This is a genomic window from Salipiger sp. CCB-MM3 (assembly GCF_001687105.1).
Lineage (GTDB): Bacteria > Pseudomonadota > Alphaproteobacteria > Rhodobacterales > Rhodobacteraceae > Salipiger.
On record NZ_CP014596.1, the window covers coordinates 625,746 to 645,444 of the forward strand.

At 67.4% G+C, this 19,699-nt stretch carries 13 protein-coding genes; 3 read left to right on the top strand and 10 right to left on the bottom strand.

Annotation, left to right across the window (positions count from 1 at the left end):
- The first annotated feature begins 3 nt into the window (after positions 1-3).
- Together AYJ57_RS16740 and AYJ57_RS16745 are read left to right on the top strand one after the other, a co-directional pair.
- Positions 4-1,005 (top strand): endonuclease/exonuclease/phosphatase family protein, encoded by a 1,002-nt coding sequence (locus tag AYJ57_RS16740; RefSeq protein WP_066108568.1) that lies wholly within the window; start codon positions 4-6, stop codon positions 1,003-1,005.
- A 78-nt stretch (positions 1,006-1,083) separates the two neighbouring features.
- Positions 1,084-1,527: a hypothetical protein gene (locus AYJ57_RS16745; RefSeq protein ID WP_237220261.1), complete on the top strand. Its 444-nt coding sequence runs from the start codon at positions 1,084-1,086 to the stop codon at positions 1,525-1,527.
- A 15-nt stretch (positions 1,528-1,542) separates the two neighbouring features.
- Here the strand turns inward: AYJ57_RS16745 and AYJ57_RS16750 are convergent, their stop codons facing one another.
- The 8 genes from AYJ57_RS16750 to AYJ57_RS16785 all read right to left on the bottom strand — a co-directional run bounded on the left by AYJ57_RS16750 (position 1,543) and on the right by AYJ57_RS16785 (position 15,398).
- Positions 1,543-3,117 carry a Ppx/GppA family phosphatase gene (locus tag AYJ57_RS16750; protein WP_066110422.1) on the bottom strand — a complete coding sequence of 525 codons (1,575 nt, stop codon included), beginning with the start codon at positions 3,115-3,117 and terminating at the stop codon, positions 1,543-1,545.
- A 250-nt stretch (positions 3,118-3,367) separates the two neighbouring features.
- The gene (glmM, locus tag AYJ57_RS16755; RefSeq protein ID WP_066108572.1) at positions 3,368-4,714 is read right to left on the bottom strand and encodes a phosphoglucosamine mutase; all 1,347 of its coding nucleotides are present in this window, start codon (positions 4,712-4,714) and stop codon (positions 3,368-3,370) included.
- Positions 4,711-5,715: a dihydropteroate synthase gene (gene folP / locus AYJ57_RS16760; protein WP_066108574.1), complete on the bottom strand. Its 1,005-nt coding sequence runs from the start codon at positions 5,713-5,715 to the stop codon at positions 4,711-4,713. The genes glmM and folP overlap by 4 nt, the downstream gene beginning before the upstream one ends.
- A gap of 51 nt (positions 5,716-5,766) precedes the next feature.
- On the bottom strand, positions 5,767-6,696 hold the full coding sequence (locus AYJ57_RS16765) for a dihydroneopterin aldolase (RefSeq protein ID WP_066108577.1): 930 nt from the start codon (positions 6,694-6,696) through the stop codon (positions 5,767-5,769).
- A 94-nt stretch (positions 6,697-6,790) separates the two neighbouring features.
- Positions 6,791-7,426, bottom strand: coding sequence for a cell wall hydrolase (locus AYJ57_RS16770; RefSeq protein WP_066108580.1), 636 nt, complete (start codon positions 7,424-7,426; stop codon positions 6,791-6,793).
- 163 nt (positions 7,427-7,589) lie between these two features.
- Entirely contained in the window at positions 7,590-10,154 is a 2,565-nt protein-coding gene (locus AYJ57_RS16775; protein ID WP_066108583.1) for a putative PEP-binding protein, read from the bottom strand.
- 127 nt (positions 10,155-10,281) lie between these two features.
- The gene (gene glyS, locus AYJ57_RS16780; protein WP_066108586.1) at positions 10,282-12,525 is read right to left on the bottom strand and encodes a glycine--tRNA ligase subunit beta; all 2,244 of its coding nucleotides are present in this window, start codon (positions 12,523-12,525) and stop codon (positions 10,282-10,284) included.
- Positions 12,526-12,632: 107 nt separating this feature from the next.
- A complete protein-coding gene (locus AYJ57_RS16785) occupies positions 12,633-15,398 on the bottom strand; it encodes a hypothetical protein (RefSeq protein WP_066108589.1) in 2,766 nt (921 codons plus the stop codon).
- 188 nt (positions 15,399-15,586) lie between these two features.
- On the opposite strand from AYJ57_RS16785, the gene AYJ57_RS16790 reads away from it, so the two are divergent.
- Positions 15,587-16,318 (top strand): SIMPL domain-containing protein, encoded by a 732-nt coding sequence (locus AYJ57_RS16790; RefSeq protein WP_066108591.1) that lies wholly within the window; start codon positions 15,587-15,589, stop codon positions 16,316-16,318.
- Between the two features lie 84 nt (positions 16,319-16,402).
- Here AYJ57_RS16790 and AYJ57_RS16795 read toward each other — a convergent pair whose 3' ends face one another.
- Positions 16,403-17,497 carry a hypothetical protein gene (locus tag AYJ57_RS16795; RefSeq protein WP_066108593.1) on the bottom strand — a complete coding sequence of 365 codons (1,095 nt, stop codon included), beginning with the start codon at positions 17,495-17,497 and terminating at the stop codon, positions 16,403-16,405.
- A 134-nt stretch (positions 17,498-17,631) separates the two neighbouring features.
- Positions 17,632-19,605, bottom strand: a complete 1,974-nt coding sequence (locus AYJ57_RS16800; protein ID WP_066108597.1) for a vanadium-dependent haloperoxidase — start codon at positions 19,603-19,605, stop codon at positions 17,632-17,634.
- Positions 19,606-19,699: the final 94 nt, after the last annotated feature.

Consider the following 19,699-nt stretch of genomic DNA (forward strand, 5'->3'; position numbering starts at 1 on the left):
CCGATGCGGCTCGCCACCTACAATGTGGAGTGGTTCGACGACCTCTTCAGCAAGCGGGGCGAGCTTCTGATCGACGACCATTGGTCGGGGCGGCGCGATGTCACCCGCGCGCAGCAGGCCGAGGCGCTGGGGATGGTGTTCACCGCGATGGATGCCGACGCGGTGATGATCATCGAAGCCCCCGACACCGGCATCCGCCGCGACACGCGGCGCGCGCTGCACAGTTTCGCCGAAGCCTTCGATCTGCGCGCCCGCGAGGTTCTGGTGGGCTTCGTCAACGACACGCAGCAAGAGATCGCGCTGCTTTATGACCCGGATGTGCTGACCGCGCGCCATGTGCCCGGGCACAGCGCAGACGCACCGCGCTTCGACGGCACGGCGCAGATCGACCTCGGCATCGGCGACGGGGAAGAGGCGGTGATCTTCTCCAAGCCGCCGCTCGAGGTCGAACTGACCGTGGCGGGCGGGCGTAGCCTCCGCCTTCTCGGGGCGCATTTGAAATCCAAGGCCCCGCATGGCGCGCAGGGCGCGGCCGAGGTCAGACGCCTCGCCATCGCCAACCGCCGCAAGCAACTGGCACAGGCGATCTGGCTGCGCCGCCGGGTCGACGCGCTCTTGCAGGACGGCGAGAGCGTGGTGGTTCTTGGCGATCTCAACGACGGTCCCGGCGTCGATGAATACGAGAATGTCTTTGGCCGAAGCTCGGTCGAGGTGATCCTAGGCGACGGCGAGACCGCGCTCTATGATCCACACGCCAGCGAGGCGCTGCGCGGCAAGCTCACGCCCCAGCCGACCACCGCGCGTTTCTATATCGAGCCGGAAAAGCGCTACCTGCAGGCGCTGCTCGACTACATCATGGTCTCGCAGGATCTGCGCGAGGTGGCGCAGGGCTGGCGCATCTGGCACCCGTTCGAAGACGCCCGCTGCTGGCAGGCGCCGGACCTCTGCAGTGCGCTGCTGGCGGCCTCGGATCACTTCCCGGTCACGCTGGATCTCGCCATCTGAGCGGCCCATCCGGCTGCAGGGACAGGCTTTCTCTACCCCGACTCAGCCCGCCGCCCTATATTGCGTGGCATGAGACGCATGTTTCCCCTCGCCCTCGCGGCCAGCCTCGCCGGTGCCTCTCTGGTGCCTCTCGCAACTTCCGTGCTGGCGCAGCAGGAGGCGCAGCCCGACACCGAACCGCTGATCGAGGATGAAACCCCGGAGGAGGGGCGCAGCCTGATGGAGCGCGGCGCCGATATGTTCCTACGCGGGCTGCGCGATGAGATCGATCCCACTGTGCAGGATCTCAAGCGGCTCGCCGAACGCATGGGGCCGGCGCTGCAGAGCTTCGTCGAAGAGATGGGGCCGGCCATGGCCGAACTGTCGGACAAGGTCGAGGACTGGACGCTCTATGAGTCGCCCGAGATGCTGCCCAATGGCGATATCCTGATCCGCCGCCGCGAAAAGCTCGATCCCGACGCGATGCCCGAAGACGCCCCCGATCTGCCCGAGCCCGGCCCCGGCGGCGAGGTCGAACTCTGAACTGAAAGCTGAGGCTCAGATCAGCGCCCGCGGCTCCTCGCCGTCGATCTCCAAAAGCAAGGCCTTGGCCGACAGCGCCTTGGCCAGCGAGTTCAGCCGCGCCTCGGCCACCTCGCCATAAAGCGGCGCCGCGTCGCGGGTCAACTGCAGCCGCAGCTCGCGCGCCTCGGGGTCCCAGAGGAACTGCGCCCCGTCCTCGCGGGTGACATCCGACATCCACAGCATCGAGCCGAAGCGCATAGCCTTGCCGAGGATCTCGGCGGCCTGCGTGCGCTCCTTGTCGAGCAACGCATAGAAATCCTCGAACCGGGTGCCCTCGCGCTTGTTGCGGTAGCGGTGCAGCAGCGCAAGGCCAAGGAACACCCGCTCGGGGTGGTCGAGCCCGCCAAGGTTGGCACGGGTGGCATTGTCGAAACAGGTCTCGGCCCGATAGTCGGGATGCGCGCGCCAGCTGACGTCATGCAGCAGGCAGGCCGCCTTCACGATTCGCAGCTCAGCCTCGCTGGCCTCGGGGAAAAGCGGCAGCACGAAACGGTAGAGCTTCTTGCCAAAGCCCGGCAGCCGCGCATCCTTGGCCTCGGAAAAGCGGCAGGCTTCGATCAGCGGGTCGCGGTCGCGCAGCATCTGCGGCATCTGCTCGTATAGTAGCCCCTCGCGGATGCCATAGCTCGAGATGGCGATGGCGGTGGGCTCAAAGACCTTCAGCAATTCCTCCAGCACTTCGGCGGCAAAGGGCACAAGGCTCATGCGCGCAGAAGAAATGCCGCAAGCGCTGCGCAGCGCGTCGAGGTCTGCGCCTTCGATGAACTTCAGCGTCTCGCGCGCATTCTCGAGGGTCATCCGATATTCGTGCAGCACATGTAGCGGATAGCCGAGGCGCTCCATGTCGATGCGCGCGATGGCCCGCCAGGAGCCGCCCACCAGAAACAGCGGCATCGGCGCGCTGCCCATGCGCTCGGCCAGCTCGGCGATGGCTTTGGTAATGTATTTCTCGCGCGCCTTCTTGCCGCCCTTGAGATCCTTGAACTTCAACGGCCCCAGCGCCGATGTGGCGCGCTTGCCGATATGGCCGCCGCGCACTTCGGCCAGTTCCATGGACGAGCCGCCGATGTCGCTCACCAGCCCGTCGGCGCCGGGCCAGCCCAGCAGGACGCCCTGCGCCGACAGCCGGGCTTCCTCGTCGCCGTCGATCACCCAGATCTTGAGGCCGGTGGCCTGCTCGATCTCGGCGCGGAAGGCCGGGCCATCCTCGGCGTCGCGCATGGCGGCGGTGGCCACGGCGGTCAGCGGCGGCAGTTCCATGCCGCGCGCCAGCGTCTGAAAGCGCTGCAGCGCCGCCAGCGCGCGGGTCTTGCCCTCGGGGTTGAGCCGCCCGGTCTCGGACATGCCAGCCCCCAGCCCGCACATGATCTTTTCGTTGTAGAAATACGCCGGGCTGCGGGCCGCGCCGTCAAACACGACAAGGCGCACCGAGTTCGACCCGATGTCGACCACGCCGACCCGCGACAGCCGTCGCGCGCGCGGATCGTCGAAGAGCGGCTTGCCGAAGAGGCCCGCGTCGCTCTGGCTGGAGTCGCCGTTACCGTCCATCTGCTCCTCCGGCATTGGTCTTCCGGTTTCATCTAGCACGGCGAGGCCGAAGCGCAAAAGTAAGTTCGCTGCGGCAAACCTCTCTGCCGCAGCGGCACCCGCAAGCCCCTTGTCCGCCCCTGTGCCCGCCCCGCTTCAGGCGCGCCGCGTCCAGGTAAAACTGCGCCCAGGCAAAACCGCGTCCCCGGCTTCTTCTCTTTCCAAATACGCATATCCGGCAGCGCCGCGCGCGGTGTCGCCGGGATGGGGCTCAGACCGCCGCCGCCTGCACCTCGGCGACGATGCCGTCGACGACCTGCGCCAGCAGCGCCTCGTCCTCGCATTCGGCCATCACCCGGATCAGCGGCTCGGTGCCCGACTTGCGGATCAGCAGGCGCCCCCGGCCCGAGAGCGTCGCCTCGGCCTCGGCGATGGCCCCCTGCACGCTTGCGGCCTCAAGCGGGGTCTGCCCGGCGCCGAAGCGCACGTTCTTCAGCAACTGCGGCACCGGCTCGAAGTTGCGCGCAAGGCGGCTGGCGGGCTGGCCGGTGCGCACCATCTCTGCAAGGAACTGCAGCCCCGCCATCAGCCCGTCGCCGGTGGTGGCGTAATCGGTCATCACGATGTGGCCGGACTGCTCGCCGCCGAGGTTGTAGCCCTTGGCGCGCATCATCTCGACCACATAGCGGTCGCCCACTTTGGTGCGGGCCAGCGTCAGCCCCCGGTCATCCAGATAGCGCTCCAGCCCGAGGTTCGACATCACCGTGGCGACCAGCGTGCCGCCCGAGAGCCGGTCTTCCTCGGCCCAGCGGCCCGCCATCAGCGCCATGATCTGATCGCCGTCGGCCACGGTGCCCTTCTCGTCGATCAGGATCACCCGGTCGGCATCGCCATCAAGGCAGATGCCCACGTCCGCGCCATGCGCCACCACCGTCTCGGCGGCGGTCTGCGGCTTGGTCGAGCCGCATTGGTCGTTGATGTTGAGCCCGTTCGGATGGGTGCCCACCGGGATCACCTCGGCACCCAGTTCCCAAAGCACCTCGGGCGCGGCGCGATAGGCGGCGCCATTGGCGCAGTCGATCACCACCTTCATGCCATCGAGGCGCATGCCATGCGGGAAGCTCGACTTCACCCGCTCCTGATAGCGGAAGCGCCCATCGTCGATGCGCTTGGCGCGGCCGATGTTGCCGGCCTGCGCGGGCTCGACGCCCGAGGCCACCAGCGCCTCGATCTCGCTCTCTGCCTCATCCGACAGTTTGAAACCGTCGGGGCCAAAGAACTTGATGCCATTGTCATGCGCCGGGTTGTGCGAGGCCGAGATCATGATGCCCACATCGGCGCGCATCGACGGCGTCAGCAGCCCCACGGCTGGGGTGGGGACGGGGCCCAGCAGCAGCACGCTCATGCCGGTCGAGGTGAGGCCCGCGGTCAGCGCGGTCTCGAACATATAGCCCGACAGCCGCGTGTCCTTGCCGATCACCACCCGGTGCGTGCCGCCCGCCTCGCGGCGGAAATAGCGCCCGGCGGCGGCGCCGATGGCCAGCGCCATCTCGGCGGTCATCGGGTGCATATTGGCGGTGCCGCGCACCCCGTCGGTTCCGAACAGTTTGCGACTCATCTGGAGCCTCCTTCTTCGACAGCCTGCCAGAGCGTCAGCGCCTGACGGGTTTGCGGCACGTCGTGCACACGGATGATCTGGATCCCCTGTGCCGCCCCGGCAAGGGCAACGGCGATGGATCCGGGAAAACGTTGCGCGGCGTCACCCTCGCCCGAGAGCTTGCCGATGAAGCCTTTGCGCGAAACGCCCAGCAGAATGGCGCAGCCGAGCCCGTGAAAGAGCGACAGCCCGTTCAGCAGCGCAAGGTTCTGCTCCAGTGTCTTGGCAAAGCCGATGCCGGGATCGACGACGATCTTCTCGCGCGGCAGCCCGGCATGTTCGAGCGCGTGGATCTGCGTCTCGAGGAAGTCATAGACGTCGAGCAGCACGTCCTCATAGTCGGTCTCGGCGGTCATCGTCTCGGGGGTGCCGCGCATATGCATGACGCAGACCGGCAGGCGCGCGGAGGCGCAAAACTCGGTCATCTCGGGATCGAAGACGAGGCCCGAGACATCGTTGATCAGCGTCGCGCCGGCCTCGGCGGCGGTGCGGGCGACGGCGGCCTTGCGGGTGTCGACCGAGATCGGCACGCCCTTCAGCGCCTCGGTCACCGGCACGACGCGGGCGATCTCTTCATCCACCGGCACTTCGGGCGCGCCGGGGCGGGTGCTCTCGCCGCCGATGTCGAGGATCTCGGCGCCATGGTCCAGCATCTGCCGCGCGCGGGCGATGGACTCGGCCACCGAGCCATCGGTGCCACCGTCCGAGAAACTGTCGGGCGTGACGTTGAGGATACCCATGATCCGGCAGCCCTGCATCGACAGGCCCGCCACAGGCTCGCGCGGGGCGGTCAGCCGGGCCAGCACGTCCTGCGGCACCTCGGCGGCGGGGATCACCGTGACCGGCGCGCCGCGGGCATGGCGTGCGCAATGGGTGAACCAATGCGGGCCACCCGCCAGCGGCAGGGCATCCTCTGGGCGGGGCGTGGCGGTCTGGACGAGCGGTCGGTATCGGGCAGTCATTCTAGTGCTGTGCCCGATGCGCTGCGGCTTGGCAAGCCGGGGCTGCCGGGCTCAGAGGCTGGGGTTTCCAACTGTTACAGATCGCGCGGGCACGGTCACATCCGCGGGCGGCTCTTCGCCGATCATCACCAGTTCGCGCGCTTCCATTAGCCCGGCGAACCATGCGGCCAGCTCTGCCGGATCCTCGGGGTGGGCGTGATGCCCGGCGGGCGTGTCGAGCACGATCTTCGAGGGTGCCCAGATGCAGCTCTGGCCGTTCTTCATCGCCCAGTCGAGTTCGGTCCGGGTGGCCACCACCTTGGCGCGAGGATCGCGCGCGGCAAGCGTCCAGGCGTTCTGCTCGATGGCCAGAAGGTCGATCCGGCGCTGCGCCAGCGGATGGGCGGCGCTGGGGCGGGGGCCGTCCGGCAGACCCACGCAGAGGATCACCGGCGCGCCCAAAGCCTCGGCCTGATCGAGCCAGCCCGGCAGCGCGGCATCCGCGATGGCGGCGTTCGACAGGTAGATCACCCGCGGGTGCGGCCGCTCGCGCGCCGCATCCTGCGCCGAGCCCACCGGTTCCCCGTCGCGGGCGCGGACGATCTCGACCCCCAGCGCACCGGGGCCGCGATCCAGCTTTTCGATCCGCACGAAGACCCGCAGCGCCTGCGGCTCTAGCAGGATGCGCTCGGCGATGCGCTCGGCCAGCGTCTCGAGCAGGTTGAGCCGTTCGGCCTCCAGCTCGGCGGCGATGGCCTCGGTCACCTTGTCGTAAGAGAGGATCAGATCGACGTCGTCTTCCAGCGCGCCCTTACCGGGGGCCACTTCGACCACGACGTTGAAGCGCACGCGCTGCGGATGGCCGCGCTCGGCCTGAAAGGCACCGATCTCGACCTCGACCACGTGGTCACGCAGCGAGATGCGGTCGCGTGGCGTTTCGCCCGCGGTGGCAATGGCGCGTTCGTCGGGATGGGCGAAGGCGAGGCGGATTTCGTCGGCCATGGCAGCGGCTCCGAATGGAAAAGTGCCGCCTCTCTAGCAGGGGCTTTCCGCAAGGGCGACCCCGCGAACGTCGCCGCGGGGCCGAAAAGCGGCCTCAGTTCGAGCTGACGCGATAGCCGGCGCGATAAAAGTAATGCGCGCCGATGCTGGCGGTCTTGGTGAACTTGCGCGCCCAGCTGGGGCGCACGGCGCGGGTGTGATAGAAGGTGGCGCCCTTGGTCAGCACGCGCGGCGCGCCGGTCATCACCGCCTTGGCGACTTTCGCCACGCGGTCCCAAGCGGCCTGTTCGCTCACATGCTCGGGGCGGCCATCGCAGGTGTAGGAGAACTGGCAGGCGTGCAGACGCCCGGTGCCCTGATTGACCACGCCGCAGATCGAGCCGGGGAAGCGCGGGCTGTCGACCCGGTTCATGATCACCTCGGCCACCGCGAACTGACCCTGCAGGCTTTCGCCGCGGGCCTCGAAGTACAGCGCCTCGGCGAGGCATTGGAACTGCGCACCGCCCGTGGCCTGGGGCTGGGTGGCAAGCCAGCTCTTGTCGTAGCTCGGCCCTTTCACCGCGCTGGCAGAGATCGGGGTGATCATGCTGCGCAGATGCGAAGAATTTGCGGAACGAAGTGCGCTCTGCTCGAGTTTAACGAGGTGACGGATACTATCATGCTGAATGTCAGCACGAGCGGGCAGGGCAGCCGAAAAGGCAGCGATGGCGATCGCGATGGCACGGAACATTCTGGGCTCTCACATCTCGGGGAGGCTAACGCAGGGTTGCCGAAATCTGGGGCGATTTACAAAAATGTCGCCTAATGGTCCAGCCTGATGGAGTCACACAAAAGTATCGGTGCCGTAACCTTTCGAGGGAAACGGCTCATTTAGGGCGAAAATCGGGCAAAACCTACCCGATCTTGTGTTTGATCGCGAGCTGTGCGGCAGCAAGTCGCGCCACCGGAACCCGGAACGGAGAGCAGCTCACATAGTCGATGCCCGCCTCTCGGCAGAATGCAATCGAATCAGGATCGCCGCCATGCTCGCCGCAAATGGACAGCATGATTCCCCCGTTACCGTGTCTTCCGCGCTCCACTCCGATGCGGATCAACTCGCCCACACCCTCGGGATCGAGCCGGTGGAACGGGTCCTCGGCAAAGACGCCCTGCTGCACGTAATGCGACATGAAGCGCCCCGCGTCGTCGCGCGAGAGGCCATAGGTCATCTGCGTGAGGTCGTTGGTGCCGAAAGACATGAAGTCGGCATGCTGGGCGATCTCGTCGGCGCGCAGACAGGCGCGCGGGGTTTCGACCATCACGCCGAGCGAATAGTCGAAATCGCGCCCGCGCTCGTTGCGCACGGCGGCTGCCACCGCGTCGATGCGCGTCTTGACCAGTTCCACCTCTTTCATCGCCGAGACCAGCGGCAGCATGATCTCAGGCTCGACCGGCGCGCCGTCCTGCGAGGCGTCGATCGTGGCCTCAAAGATGGCGCGGGCCTGCATGTCGTAGATCTCGGGCACCGCGATCCCGAGCCGCACGCCGCGCATGCCCAGCATCGGGTTGTATTCGCCCATGGATTCCACCCGCCGAGTCACGTCGCTGACCGGCAGATCCAGCGCCTCGGCCAGATCGCGCAGCCCGGCGCGGTCGGTGGGCAGGAACTCGTGCAGGGGCGGATCGAACAGGCGGATGCAGACGGGCATGCCTTCCATGATCCGGAAAAGCTCTGTGAAATCCGCGCGTTGCATCGGAAGCAGGCGCGCCAACGCGGCTTTGCGGTCATCGGGGCTGTCGGCAAAGATCATCTCGCGCATCGGCGTGATGCGATCCGCCTCAAAGAACATATGCTCGGTCCGGCACAGGCCGATGCCCTGCGCCGCAAAGTTGCGCGCGGTGGCGGCATCGGCGGGGGTGTCGGCATTGGCGCGGATGCCGATGTCGCGCGCCTCATCGGCCCATGACATGAACGTATGGAAGGCGTCATCCAGCGCCGCCTCGACCATCTGAGGAGCCCCCGCCAGCACCTGACCCGACGAGCCGTCGATGGTGATCACATCGCCCTCGCTGAAGCGGCGACCGTCCTGCGAAATCAGCACCTTGTCGTTCAGCCGGAAGCCCATGTTCGCGGCGCCCACAACCGAAGGGAGGCCAAGGCCGCGCCCGATCACAGCAGCATGGCTGGTCATGCCGCCGCGCTCGGTCAGCACCGCGGCGGCGACATGCATGCCGCGCACGTCCTCGGGCGAGGTCTCGCGGCGGACAAGGATGCAGGGCTCGCCGCGCGCGGCAGAGGCCTGCGCCTCGGCGGCGTTGAAGACGATCTTGCCGGTCGCCGCACCGGGCGAGGCGGCCACGCCGCGTCCGATCACGTCGCGCTCGGCCTCGGGCGAGACCTGCCGGTGCAGCAGTTCTGAAAGCCCGCGCGGCTCGACCCGCATCAGCGCCTCTTCGCGGCTGATGATGCCATCCTCGGCCAGCCGCACAGCGATGCGCAGCGCGGCGCGGGGCGAGCGTTTCACCCGCACCCCGTCAAGGATGTGCACGCGGCCATTTTCCAGCGTGAACTCGATCTGCATCTCGGCGCGCAGCCGCTGGCGCATCAGCCGTGCATGACTTTTCAGCTGCTCGAACGCCTCCGGCGCCATCTCTTCCAGCGACGGCCCGCGCCGGTCGCGCTCCAGAAACAGCGCTTCGCCTTCATTGTGCAGCGCCTCGCGGCCCTGACTCTGGTGCAGGTAGCGCCCGGTGATCTGCGGCAGCCCGGTGTCGGAATTGACCAGCTGCAGCACGCCCGAGCCGCATTCGCCCGCGCCCAGACCCAGCGCCATCTCTTGCACGATCAGGCCCAGCCCGGCATCCACCGGCGCGCCCTTGGCCTGCCGCAGCAGCCGCGCCGTGGTGCCTTCCCACGCCCGCGCCATGGTGCGCAGCACCGCTGCAAGCTGCACCGCCGCATCCTGCGGGAAGGGCTCTTCGGCCTCTTCCTCATAGGCGTGCAGCGCATCCGTCAGCCCTTGCTGACCGGTGCTTTCGATCTCTTCGAAGACATCCGGGTCCAGCCGCGCCACATGGATCGCGTAGCTGACCACGAACCGCATATAGAGCGCCGAGGCCGCCTCGGCGCCGAGGCTGTCGGAATATTCCACGAAAGTGGCGTCGTTCATCCCGATGTTCAGCACCGAGCCAGGCCCGCCCCAATCAGGGTCCTCGGACGAGGGGCGCACGCACAGCAGCGTGCCCGGCGGGAACTGCGCGAGGATCAGCTCTGGCGGCGGCATCTCGCCCTGCGCGATGCGATGCACCGTCTCAAAACTCAGCGCAACGGTGCGCGGCACCGGCAGGTCAAGCCGAACCAGCCGCTGCAGGCATTTCGCCCGGCCGCCATGGGTCGGCGTCGCAATCGGCGCCGAGGGGGTGATCAGCGTGACATGCGGGTCATCGGCCTGCGTGTCGGGTCGGTATGTGTCGGGCATGACAGGCCCCTGTTACTCTGCGCTGCAGAATAGCCCGGAAAAGGGGCCGTGCCCTAACATCTTTTGTGGCACGGCCCCAATGACGGGACGTTACGGCACCGCGAGCGCCGCCTCTGGGGCAGGGGCGTCAGCCCTCGACCCGGCTCAGATCGGCCACTTGCAAGCAGATCTGGCGAATGCGCGACAGCAGGTTCAGCCGGTTGCGGCGCACCACCTGATTGTCCGAGTTCACCTGAACCGCCTCGAAGAAGGCGTCGATCGGCGCGCGCAGGCCAGCCATCGCGCCCATGGCGGCGGCGAAATCTTCGGCCTCCATCGCGGGCTTGATCTCGGCCTCGGCCTTGTCGAGCGCGGCAAACAGCGCCTTTTCCTCGTCGCTTTCGGCGAACTTCGGATCGGCGCCGAAGCTGTATTCGACCCCGTCCTTCTCTTCGGCCTGCGTCAGGATGTTGTTGGCGCGCTTGAAGCCCTGCAGGAGGTTCTCGCCATCGTCGGTGCCAAGGAAGGCGCCAAGCGCCTCGGCGCGTTTCACCACCAGCAGCAGATCGTCCGAGCCGGGCATCGCCAGCACGGCGTCGATCACATCGTGACGGATGCCCTCGCCCTTGAGGTGCACCTTCAGGCGGTCGTGGAAGAAGGCCAGCAGATCATCCGACAGATCCGGCACCACCTTGCCGACCTTCCGCAGCACCGAGCCTTCCTCGGCGGGGGCCTTGTCCTCGAACTTGCTGAGAACCGCCTTGAACGCCGCGCCAAAGACGCCGTGATCGGCGATCTCGTCGATCAGCGTGTCGAGCGCTTCAAGTTCCGCCTCTTCGGCCTCGGCATGCAGATGCGCTTTCTGGCGCACGATCTGCGCGTCGATGTAGCGATCCAGCGGCAGGCGCAGACCGTTGTTCAGCACCAGACGGATAACCCCAAGCGCGGCACGGCGCAGCGCGAAGGGGTCCTTCGAGCCGGTGGGCTTCTCGTCGATCGCCCAGAAGCCGGTCAGCGTGTCGAGCTTGTCGGCCAGCGCCACCGAGACAGAGACCGGCGCGGTCGGCACGTCGTCCGACGGGCCAAGCGGCGAGTAATGCTCTTGGCAGGCGGCGGCCACTTCGGCGGGCAGCTGCGCGGCGGTGGCATAATAGCGGCCCATCAGGCCCTGAAGTTCGGGGAACTCATAGACCATTTCCGACGACAGATCGGCCTTGGCCACGGTGGCGGCCTGCTGCGATAGCGCGGCATCGGCACCCACGGCTGGGGCCAGTTCCGCCGCCAGTGCGGCGATGCGCCCGATGCGGTCCTTCTGGCTGCCCAGCTTGTTGTGGAAGGTCACATTGCCCAGACGGTCGGTCCATGCGGTGAGCCCTTCGGACTTGGCCACGCGCAGGTCGTTCTCCCAAAAGAACTTGGCGTCCGACAGGCGCGCCGACAGAACTTTCTGGTTGCCCGCAAGGATGGTCGCGCCATCGTCGGCAGTCTCGATGTTGGCGACGGTGACAAAGCGTTCGATCTGGCCCGACGCGGTGTTTTTCACCGAAAAGAACTTCTGGTGCTCTTTCATCGAGGTTTGCAGCACCTCGGGCGGCAGCTGCAGGAATTCCGCGCCGATCTCTCCCATCAGCACCACCGGCCATTCCACCAGCCCGGCCACTTCGGCGAGCAGGCCGCGGTCCTCGACCACCTCCAGCCCGGCGGCAAAGGCGCGGTTGGTGGCGTCATGCCAGATGGTGTCGGCGCGCTCGGCGGGGTTCAGCACCACTTTGGCGCGCTTGAGCTTGGCCTCATAGTCGTCGAACGAGCTGACCTCAAACGCATCCGGCCCCATGAAGCGATGGCCACGCGTGGTCTTGCCCGCGACGATCCCGTCGATCTCCAGTGGCACCACTTCGGCGCCTTGCTCGTCGGTCAGCAGGCACAGGATCGAATGCAGCGGACGCACCCAGCGCAGCGAGCCCGCGCCCCAGCGCATGGACTTCGGCCACGGGAAATTGCGGACGGTCTTTTCCAGCACCTCGGCGACGATCTCGGCAGCCGGGCGACCGGGCTTCTCGATGATGGCGAAAAGCACTTTACCCTTCTTGTCCTCACGCTCTTCGCATTGCTCGCGGGTCACCCCGGCGCCGCGCAAAAAGCCCTCGATGGCCTTTTCGGGCGCGTCGACCTTGGGGCCGCGGCGCTCTTCGCGGGTGGCGGGCGAAGCGGCCAGCAGGCCCTGAACGGTCAGCGTCAGGCGGCGCGGGGTCGAGAAGGCGGCGGCACCGGCATAGGTCAGACCGGCCTCGACCAGACCGTCGGTGACGAGCTTCTTCAGGTCCTCGGCGGCACGCGATTGCATCCGGGCCGGGATTTCTTCGGAAAAGAGTTCGATCAGCAGGTCGGGCATGGTCTCACCAGGATAAATTTCGCCTGCGGGGATAGACCCCAATGGCGCTGGCGTCCAGCCGTTTGCGGGAAACTCCTGCGCGCTTTGGCACGCGCAGGCGCGCTGGCTCAGCTGCGGGGCATTTTCAGCACGACATTGCGCCCGGATTTGACGTAGCGCAGCTCGTCGTCATCAATCGCCGCGATGCGGCCGCCGTCGATCCGATCCCCCACCTGCACCTTCTGGTATTTGCCCGAGGGCAGGCGCACCAGTGCGCGGCGGTCCGAGTCCTTGCCGTAAATGCCGATCAGCGCCACGTCACGCAGGTCGATCTGATGGCGCTGCGTGGCATTGCCCGCCACGCCCGCACTTTGCGGCACGCTCGGCCCAGAGGGGATCTGCGCCGCTTGCTGGCGGGCGTCCTCGACGATCGTCTCCATGGTGCGCGGACGCGGCAGCGGCGTCAGCGAGGCCCCGATGGCCTGTTCCGTGGTCGGCAGATCCAGCGCCGCGGCCTCTTCTTGCGGCGTCAGAGGGCGCATCTGCGGGCGCATTTGCTCAAGCTCGGCCAGCGACACACCGCCCAGCACCGCGCGCTCGGTCTGCTCAATAAGATCGCCGGGGCGGCCCTGCGGGCGGAACTGCTGCAGCGCCGGATCCGCGCCGGTGGCCAGAGCGGCGGTGGTCAGAACCTCCTCCTGCGTCTCTGCCGTCTCCGTGTCCGCTGGCGTTGCGGGCGCATCGGCCTCGGCGGTCTCGTTGGCGTCGGGCGCGGTCTCGCTTTGCGGCGCGGCCTCGGGCGTGGCCTGTACCTCAGGCGCGCTGGCCGGGTCAGGGTCGCGCAGCGGCGGGGTCTGCGGCGGCAGGCCGGTGAAGATGCGCACCCCGTCGGGCGAGACGGTGCCCTCGGGCGTCGCCTTCACCAGCCCGCGGTCGTCGAGATCGAAGCGCACGCCCGGACCGGGCGGCAGGCGCACCGGCTGCAGGCCAAGGTCCTCGCGCGGGGTGCCATCGAGATCGGGCAGGGCCACGGCGTCGAACTGCTGCACCTCGGGGTCGATCGAGGCGACATAGACGTCCTCGGCATCGGTGAGCGGCGGGCGGTTCGGCGCATTGGGCGCGCGCTGCCAGATGCCGTCGACGGCATAGCGCGCGGCGGCGTCATCGGCGCTCATGCGGGTGCGCGGGGTCATCCCCGGCTCGAGCGGCGGCGCATCCTCCAGCCCCTCGCTGGCGGCGGGCGGCAGTTCCAGTGCGGCCAGTTCGGCATCGCCAGCCTCTTCCTCGGCTGCGACGGCAGGCGCCACCTCCGCCACATCGGTCTCGGTGCTTGCAGGCGCGGTCAGCGGCGCAGCGGGGGTTTCGCGCGGCGCAAAGAACTGAGCGATCTCATCCTTCATGAAGACCGACGCCCAAGCGGCGACACCCAGCAGGAAGAGCAGCAACAGAAGCGTCAGCACAAGCCCGAGGAAGCGCGGCTTGCCGCCCACCTTCTGGCCGCTGCGGGCGCCGAAGATGGTCATCTGTTCGCGCTCTTGCTCGGGGCTGAGCGAACTGGCGGCGCGGCGCGCGGTGGCACTCTGGTCCTGCCCACCCTGGCCCGACTCGCGCTGCAGCGCGGCCACGCGGGCGCGGCCCGACACGGGCGTCACGCCAGAGGGATCCACCGGCTCCGACACCGGCGGGCGCGGCGTGACCTGTTTGATGCCCTGCGTGGTTTCCGAGCCGGTCTGCGGCTCGGGCGGGGTCTTGATCGGGGCAAAGCTCGGACGCGAGGCCGCCTGCGGGGCGCTGGCGCCATTGGCGCCGCTTGCCGCCTCGCGGCGTTTGCCAAAGCCAAAGCCGCGGCGTTTGGCGCTCGCCTCCGGCGCATCGGGTTTCGCCTCGGGCTCGGGGGCAGGCGCGGCGGCGCGCAGATCTTTCCCTTTGGGCGCAGCGACATGGGTGCGGCCCATGGTCAGGCGCGGCGCGGCTTCGGGGGCCGGAGGCACGGCGTCGCGGCTTGCGCGCACACTGCTGAAGCTCGGCGCGGCGGGCGGCGCCGTCGGCGCGCTCATCGCCGGGCGGGCCGGTGTCTGCGGCCCGGGTTCAGGCGTGAGTTCAGGCGTGGGTTCGGGGAACTCTGGCAGAGGCGGCGCGGGCTCCGGGTCGCTCTGCGCGGCGGTCTGCTCTTCCGGCGCTTTGCTGGGCTCGGCGACAGGTTCGGGCTCTGCCGGAGCGGGCTGCACTTCAGGGGTGTCAGTAGACTCTGCGCTTTCCGTAGCTGTTGCCGAAGCGGCGGGCGGTGCTGCCGCAACAGCGGCGGCGGATGTCTCCTCCGCGGCGCTCGATTGATCCTCTGCGGCCAGCGCGGGCGTCTCGGTTTCCGGCTCAGCTTCGGGTTCCAGCAAGATCACCTTGGCCGGACGCTCGGGCGCAGCCCCGCTCCATCCGCTCGCCGGGCCGAAATAGGCCGCGCCGCGGAAGGTGCCCGAGGGCGGGATCGCGGCAAACATCACCGGCTCGAACCCGCGCTCGCGCAGGAACGCCTCGGCCTCGTTCATCGTCTCGCGCGCCACCGCAGCCCCGAGCAACGTCGTGCCCGAGAGCGACCAGTCGAGCACCAGATCGGCCACCGGGTAGGGCGTCGCCCCATCGAGCGCCGCCTCAAGCGCCGTGCGCCGCACGGACTGGCTGTCGCCGGGGTCGGGCAATTCGATGTAGCGCACCTGATCGTTGGGCAGGAAGATCGCCACCTCTGTCCCCGCGGGGTCAGCCTCGAGCGCGCGGCTGCGCAGCCCGTCAAATGCCCCGGCGGAAAACGGGGCCTCGGCCAAGGGCCGCCAGCCGCCCGCCTGTCGGCGCAGCAGGGTCAGGCCCTCGGAGGAAAGCGAAAGCGCGAAATCTGGTACCATGCGCGGGTCTCTAGCACTGCTCTTGGAGCTATGGGAGTCTCGGGGCTCCTTGCCCTCATCCTACAGCAGGTCTTCGCTCAGCGAAAGAACCGGGCGCTGCCGGGACTTGCCGCGAGGCCCCGCGATACCGACATTGTGAGGCGGATTTCAAGTGAAAGGATGTTTCCATGCGCAGAGTTTCGCGCCCCATGACGCGCCCAAAGACGCGCTCGGTTAAAAGCCATGTCGCGCTGATTGCCGCCAGCTGCCTTGCCCTTGCCGCCCCGGCGGTTGCCATGGCGCAGGAGGCGCAGGCGCCGCGGATCACCGTCACCGGTGAGGGCGAAGTGGCCGCCACGCCCGATATGGCGCGGGTCAGCCTTGGGATCACTGCGCAGAACGCCAAGGCGGATGCGGCGATGAACGAGGCCTCGCAGGTGGCCGAGACGCTGATCGCCCGGCTTGATGAATTGGGCATCGAGGCGCGCGACCGGCAAAGCTCGGACATCTCGCTGCGGCCGCTCTGGTCGGGTGGCAACGATGGCACAGAGCGGGTGATCAGCGGCTTTGAGGCGGGCAACCAGCTGAGCGTCCGGGTGCGCGATCTGGACCGGCTCGGCGAGGTGCTGGGCGCGGTGCTTGAAGACGGGGCGAACCAGCTGTCCGGGCTGAGCTTCGGCCTGCAGGATCCAAAACCGGTGATGGAAGACGCGCGCCGCGCGGCGGTCGAGGACGCGATGCAGAAGGCCCGCGTTCTGGCCGAGGCGGCGGGGCTGAGCCTCGGGCCGGTGCTCTCGATCGCCGAGGCCGGTGGCGGCGGGCAGGCCCCTGCACCGATGATGGAGATGGCGCGGGCCTCCGCGGTGCCCGTGGCGGCGGGTGAGACGGTGCTGAGCATGCAGGTCACCATGGTCTTTGAACTGGGCGAGGCGGCGGAGTAAATCGCCGTCCCCGCGGGGACGGCGCCAATCCGGCGTCGCTATTTGCTGTCCCCGCGGATCCCTGTCCCCGCGGGGACACCCATTTCAGGAGGTGGGTTTGGGCGTGACCGTGCTCCCGGCGGTGCGCAGGTCCACGATCTTTTTGAAGAGGTCGAACCAGAACTGCGCGCCCAGCGTGACCCCGAAGGCGATGAGCACCCAGCCGATGGCCTGCGGGACTGAGGGCCAGTGATAGCCCTTAACTCCCGGCGCGGTGCCGCAGGCGTGATTGGACAGGGGGATCAGCGCTTCGCCATCGCGCGGCGGCTGGCAGGTCCAGCCCAGCGGCACCTCAAGCTTGCCCAGCGAGGCAACGGCAGCGTCATAGGCTGTTTGCGCCGCCGTCTGATCCGGGTCGGAGCTTCCGGCAAGGCCCTTTTCTTCGAGATCTTCTATGAGGGCTTTCGCCACTTCGGTACGTGCGGGCAGCGACTCTTCCGCCATCAACTGCTCGGTATAGCCGAGGAGGTCGATGTTCGAGCCCGCCGCCAGCACAAGGCCGATCACAAAGAGCATCTTGCGCGTGCTGCGCAGATACCACCCCTGCGCGCGGGCGATGAGTTCGGCGTATTCGGCCTCGAGGGCGATCCGGCGGCGGTCGAGTGTGGTGCGGAACTTTGCCATTTCACTCTCTATCAGCGCCGAGAGCTCTGCCACCCCGCGCAGCGCCATTTGCCGGTTCAGCTCGCCAATCGGCAGTGCTGTGAGGCTCTGCTCGAGAAGCGCGCGATAGTCGTCGCGCTCCTTGCTGGCCCGAGCTTCGAGCTTGGCCATCTCGTCGGGGTCGAGTAGCACGGCAAGGACGGAAAGCGCGGCCTGCCGGGGCTCGATCGCCGAGGGGCGGCGGCGACCCTCTGTGATGCTTGCTGAAAGGCTGCGCGGGCGCATCAGAGATTTTATTTCCGGGCGATCGTAGAAGGCCTTCACCAGATCAGGCGCAGGAGAAACTTTCTGGCCGCTGACCGTCGCCCTTTCCCGCTCGCGTTCAAGTAGGTTGTGGATCACCTGTGCCAGCGTCTTGCCGCGCAGATTGCGCAGGTTGTCGGCGATGGCCTCATTGATGGCGGTGGCGAGAAGGGTGAAAACGACCATGACCGCAAGAACGCAGATCGCGGCGTCGAAGAGCGCTGGAAGCGACATAGCTGTCTCCATGGGAAGTGTCGGGCCCGGGCCAGAGTACGGGCGGAACCTTAGGAAGCCGTTAACCAAGATCGGGCAGCGCGCGGGGGCGGCGTAGGGCAGCCCCCGGCTGGCTGTGCAAGCAGGAGCGGGCCTCAGGTGAAGAAGGGCGAGACCCCGCCGGAAGTGATGACCACGGGCTCCGCCGCTTCATCGAAGGGTTTCACCGTCATCTCGAAGCGATCCTTGGTGTAGCACAGGGCCTGTTCCTGCAGGATGCCGAGCGCGACCTTCTCGCCCATGCGCAGGCTGTCGTAATAGTCGGTGAAGTAGTGGACGCCCGCCATGTTGCGGCCGATCGAGATATTGGCGGCCAGCTTGTTCAACTCGCCCTCAAGCGTGAGACTCTCTGCTGAAGCGACGGCACGCAAGCAGTCCGTGTCATCGGGATCGATCTCGTAGCGCATGGTCTGATATTGCGCGGCGTCCGCTGCGCCCGGGTCGGGCAGCCTGCGGAACGCGATCTTGCCATCCGGGCCGCGCGCGAGAACCGCATCGGTATCGAAGAAGGCCTTGAGGATGGTCACGCAAGCCCCGGCGACGGTGGCGTGACCGGCACCATAGGCCGGGTGCATGGGCGAGCCCTCTTTGAAGGCCATGGGCAGCAGCACCGTGTCCGCTTCCGCGACGCTCTGGTTGTGTGCGCGGATCTTGCTCAGCAAGTTTGAGGCCGGGGAGTCGAGCTTTCCGCGCATGGTCTGGAACAGATCAATCCCGGTGGCGTCGTGGATATCGTCCGCCTTATGGATACGCGCGGCCAGCGCCTCGGGACGCAGGCGGCGATGGTTGTTGAACTTCTGGAAACGCACGGCCTTGAGCGCGCGGGTCGCCACCTCGGTGACTAGCGTCAGCACATGCGGCCCACCCCAGAGCGCGAAGCCGCCGGTGCCGTGGTTCTTGTATTTGCCCATGCCGGAAAGATGGTCGAACCCCGTGTCAAAGGGCGCTTCCTGTCCCAGCAGGATCAGGCAGGCGTTGAGATAGGCCTGATAGAGCGCGTCGAAATGCACATAGGTCGCCATGTCGCGGGGCGTGGTGATGAAACGCGGGTCGCCCGCGGTGAAGGACTGTTTCTCATCGCCGGGCACATTGGCGCCGTTCTGAATTTCCAGAAAGCTGCCCTCGTCCATCATGTAGTCGTCGCATTCCTTTGCCTGGGGCACGCGCTGGTCGATGCGCTGGGCGCCGTAGGCGATGAAGCCCTTTTCGGGAGGGTACTTCTTTCCGACAGTCTCGGAGCCCATCAGCAGGAATTGCGACAGATAGGGGCCGGTCTCGACACCGCGGGTCGAGCCGCGAAAGATCGTGCTGCGGGTGACCGCGCCGGGCTGGCCGGGCTGGGGGAAGGGTTTGCGCGGGCGTGCGGGGATGTCGTCGGGACCGTCGTCGAGCTCGCCATCGGGCAGGGCCGCCTGTCGGGCGGCTTTGTTAGGGGCGTCCGGCGCAAGCGGATAGCCCGCCTCGCTGGGGTAGCCTTGGGTGGCGTATTCAAGCGCATTCAGCCGCGCCACCGCTGCGTCGATGAGGTCGCTTTTTTCCGGGTCCGCATCGGCAGGCGGAGTGTCAGAGAACAGCGCGAAGGGCACGTCACGCAGCAGGGCAAGCTCGTAGACCTCTGCCATCTCGTAGGTGAGCTGCGCGGAGCCGAGACGGGGCGGTGGCGGCATGGTGACGGCCTGCGGGTCGGGGCCCTGAAGCTCGAAGACATGGCCCGCGGTGGGGGCCTCCCATTGCCGGTAGTCGCGGCCTTCGGCGGCGGCAATCGCACTGGCATCATTGAGGCCTAGGGTGAAGAAGTCGACCACGCCTCTCGCGATAAAATGCCGGAACCTGTCGAAATGATCCGGGTCCTGCACAAGAAACGTCGTGCAATTGTGTTTCAGCCCCTTGGTGAAGCTCATGGAGAAATGAAGCGGCTCGGTCGGGTCCTGCCGCCGCTCCAGTTCCTCGTCACCATTTTGGCGATGCTCTTCGGGGCCGCGGTCGGCAGCGATGCTTGTGGCATAGTTGCGGATCGCTTGGGAAAATGTCTTTCGGGCTTTGGGGTCGTCAATGAGCGTGCCGGGCATTTCGAAAACCTCTGAAATTGCTTTGGATGAATGAAAATGGCGCTCTGCGGAATAAATGAGTGCGCGGCTTTATTACTCGCGCAAATATATCACG

Bases quoted from the DNA above. Each gene is read 5' to 3' on its own strand.
- AYJ57_RS16740 (WP_066108568.1), top strand. From the start codon at position 4: ATGCGGCTCGCCACCTACAATGTGGAGTGGTTCGACGACCTCTTCAGC.
- AYJ57_RS16745 (WP_237220261.1), top strand. From the start codon at position 1,084: ATGTTTCCCCTCGCCCTCGCGGCCAGCCTCGCCGGTGCCTCTCTGGTG.
- AYJ57_RS16750 (WP_066110422.1), bottom strand. From the start codon at position 3,117: ATGGACGGTAACGGCGACTCCAGCCAGAGCGACGCGGGCCTCTTCGGC.
- glmM (WP_066108572.1), bottom strand. From the start codon at position 4,714: ATGAGTCGCAAACTGTTCGGAACCGACGGGGTGCGCGGCACCGCCAAT.
- folP (WP_066108574.1), bottom strand. From the start codon at position 5,715: ATGACTGCCCGATACCGACCGCTCGTCCAGACCGCCACGCCCCGCCCA.
- AYJ57_RS16765 (WP_066108577.1), bottom strand. From the start codon at position 6,696: ATGGCCGACGAAATCCGCCTCGCCTTCGCCCATCCCGACGAACGCGCC.
- AYJ57_RS16770 (WP_066108580.1), bottom strand. From the start codon at position 7,426: ATGTTCCGTGCCATCGCGATCGCCATCGCTGCCTTTTCGGCTGCCCTG.
- AYJ57_RS16775 (WP_066108583.1), bottom strand. From the start codon at position 10,154: ATGCCCGACACATACCGACCCGACACGCAGGCCGATGACCCGCATGTC.
- glyS (WP_066108586.1), bottom strand. From the start codon at position 12,525: ATGCCCGACCTGCTGATCGAACTCTTTTCCGAAGAAATCCCGGCCCGG.
- AYJ57_RS16785 (WP_066108589.1), bottom strand. From the start codon at position 15,398: ATGGTACCAGATTTCGCGCTTTCGCTTTCCTCCGAGGGCCTGACCCTG.
- AYJ57_RS16790 (WP_066108591.1), top strand. From the start codon at position 15,587: ATGACGCGCCCAAAGACGCGCTCGGTTAAAAGCCATGTCGCGCTGATT.
- AYJ57_RS16795 (WP_066108593.1), bottom strand. From the start codon at position 17,497: ATGTCGCTTCCAGCGCTCTTCGACGCCGCGATCTGCGTTCTTGCGGTC.
- AYJ57_RS16800 (WP_066108597.1), bottom strand. From the start codon at position 19,605: ATGCCCGGCACGCTCATTGACGACCCCAAAGCCCGAAAGACATTTTCC.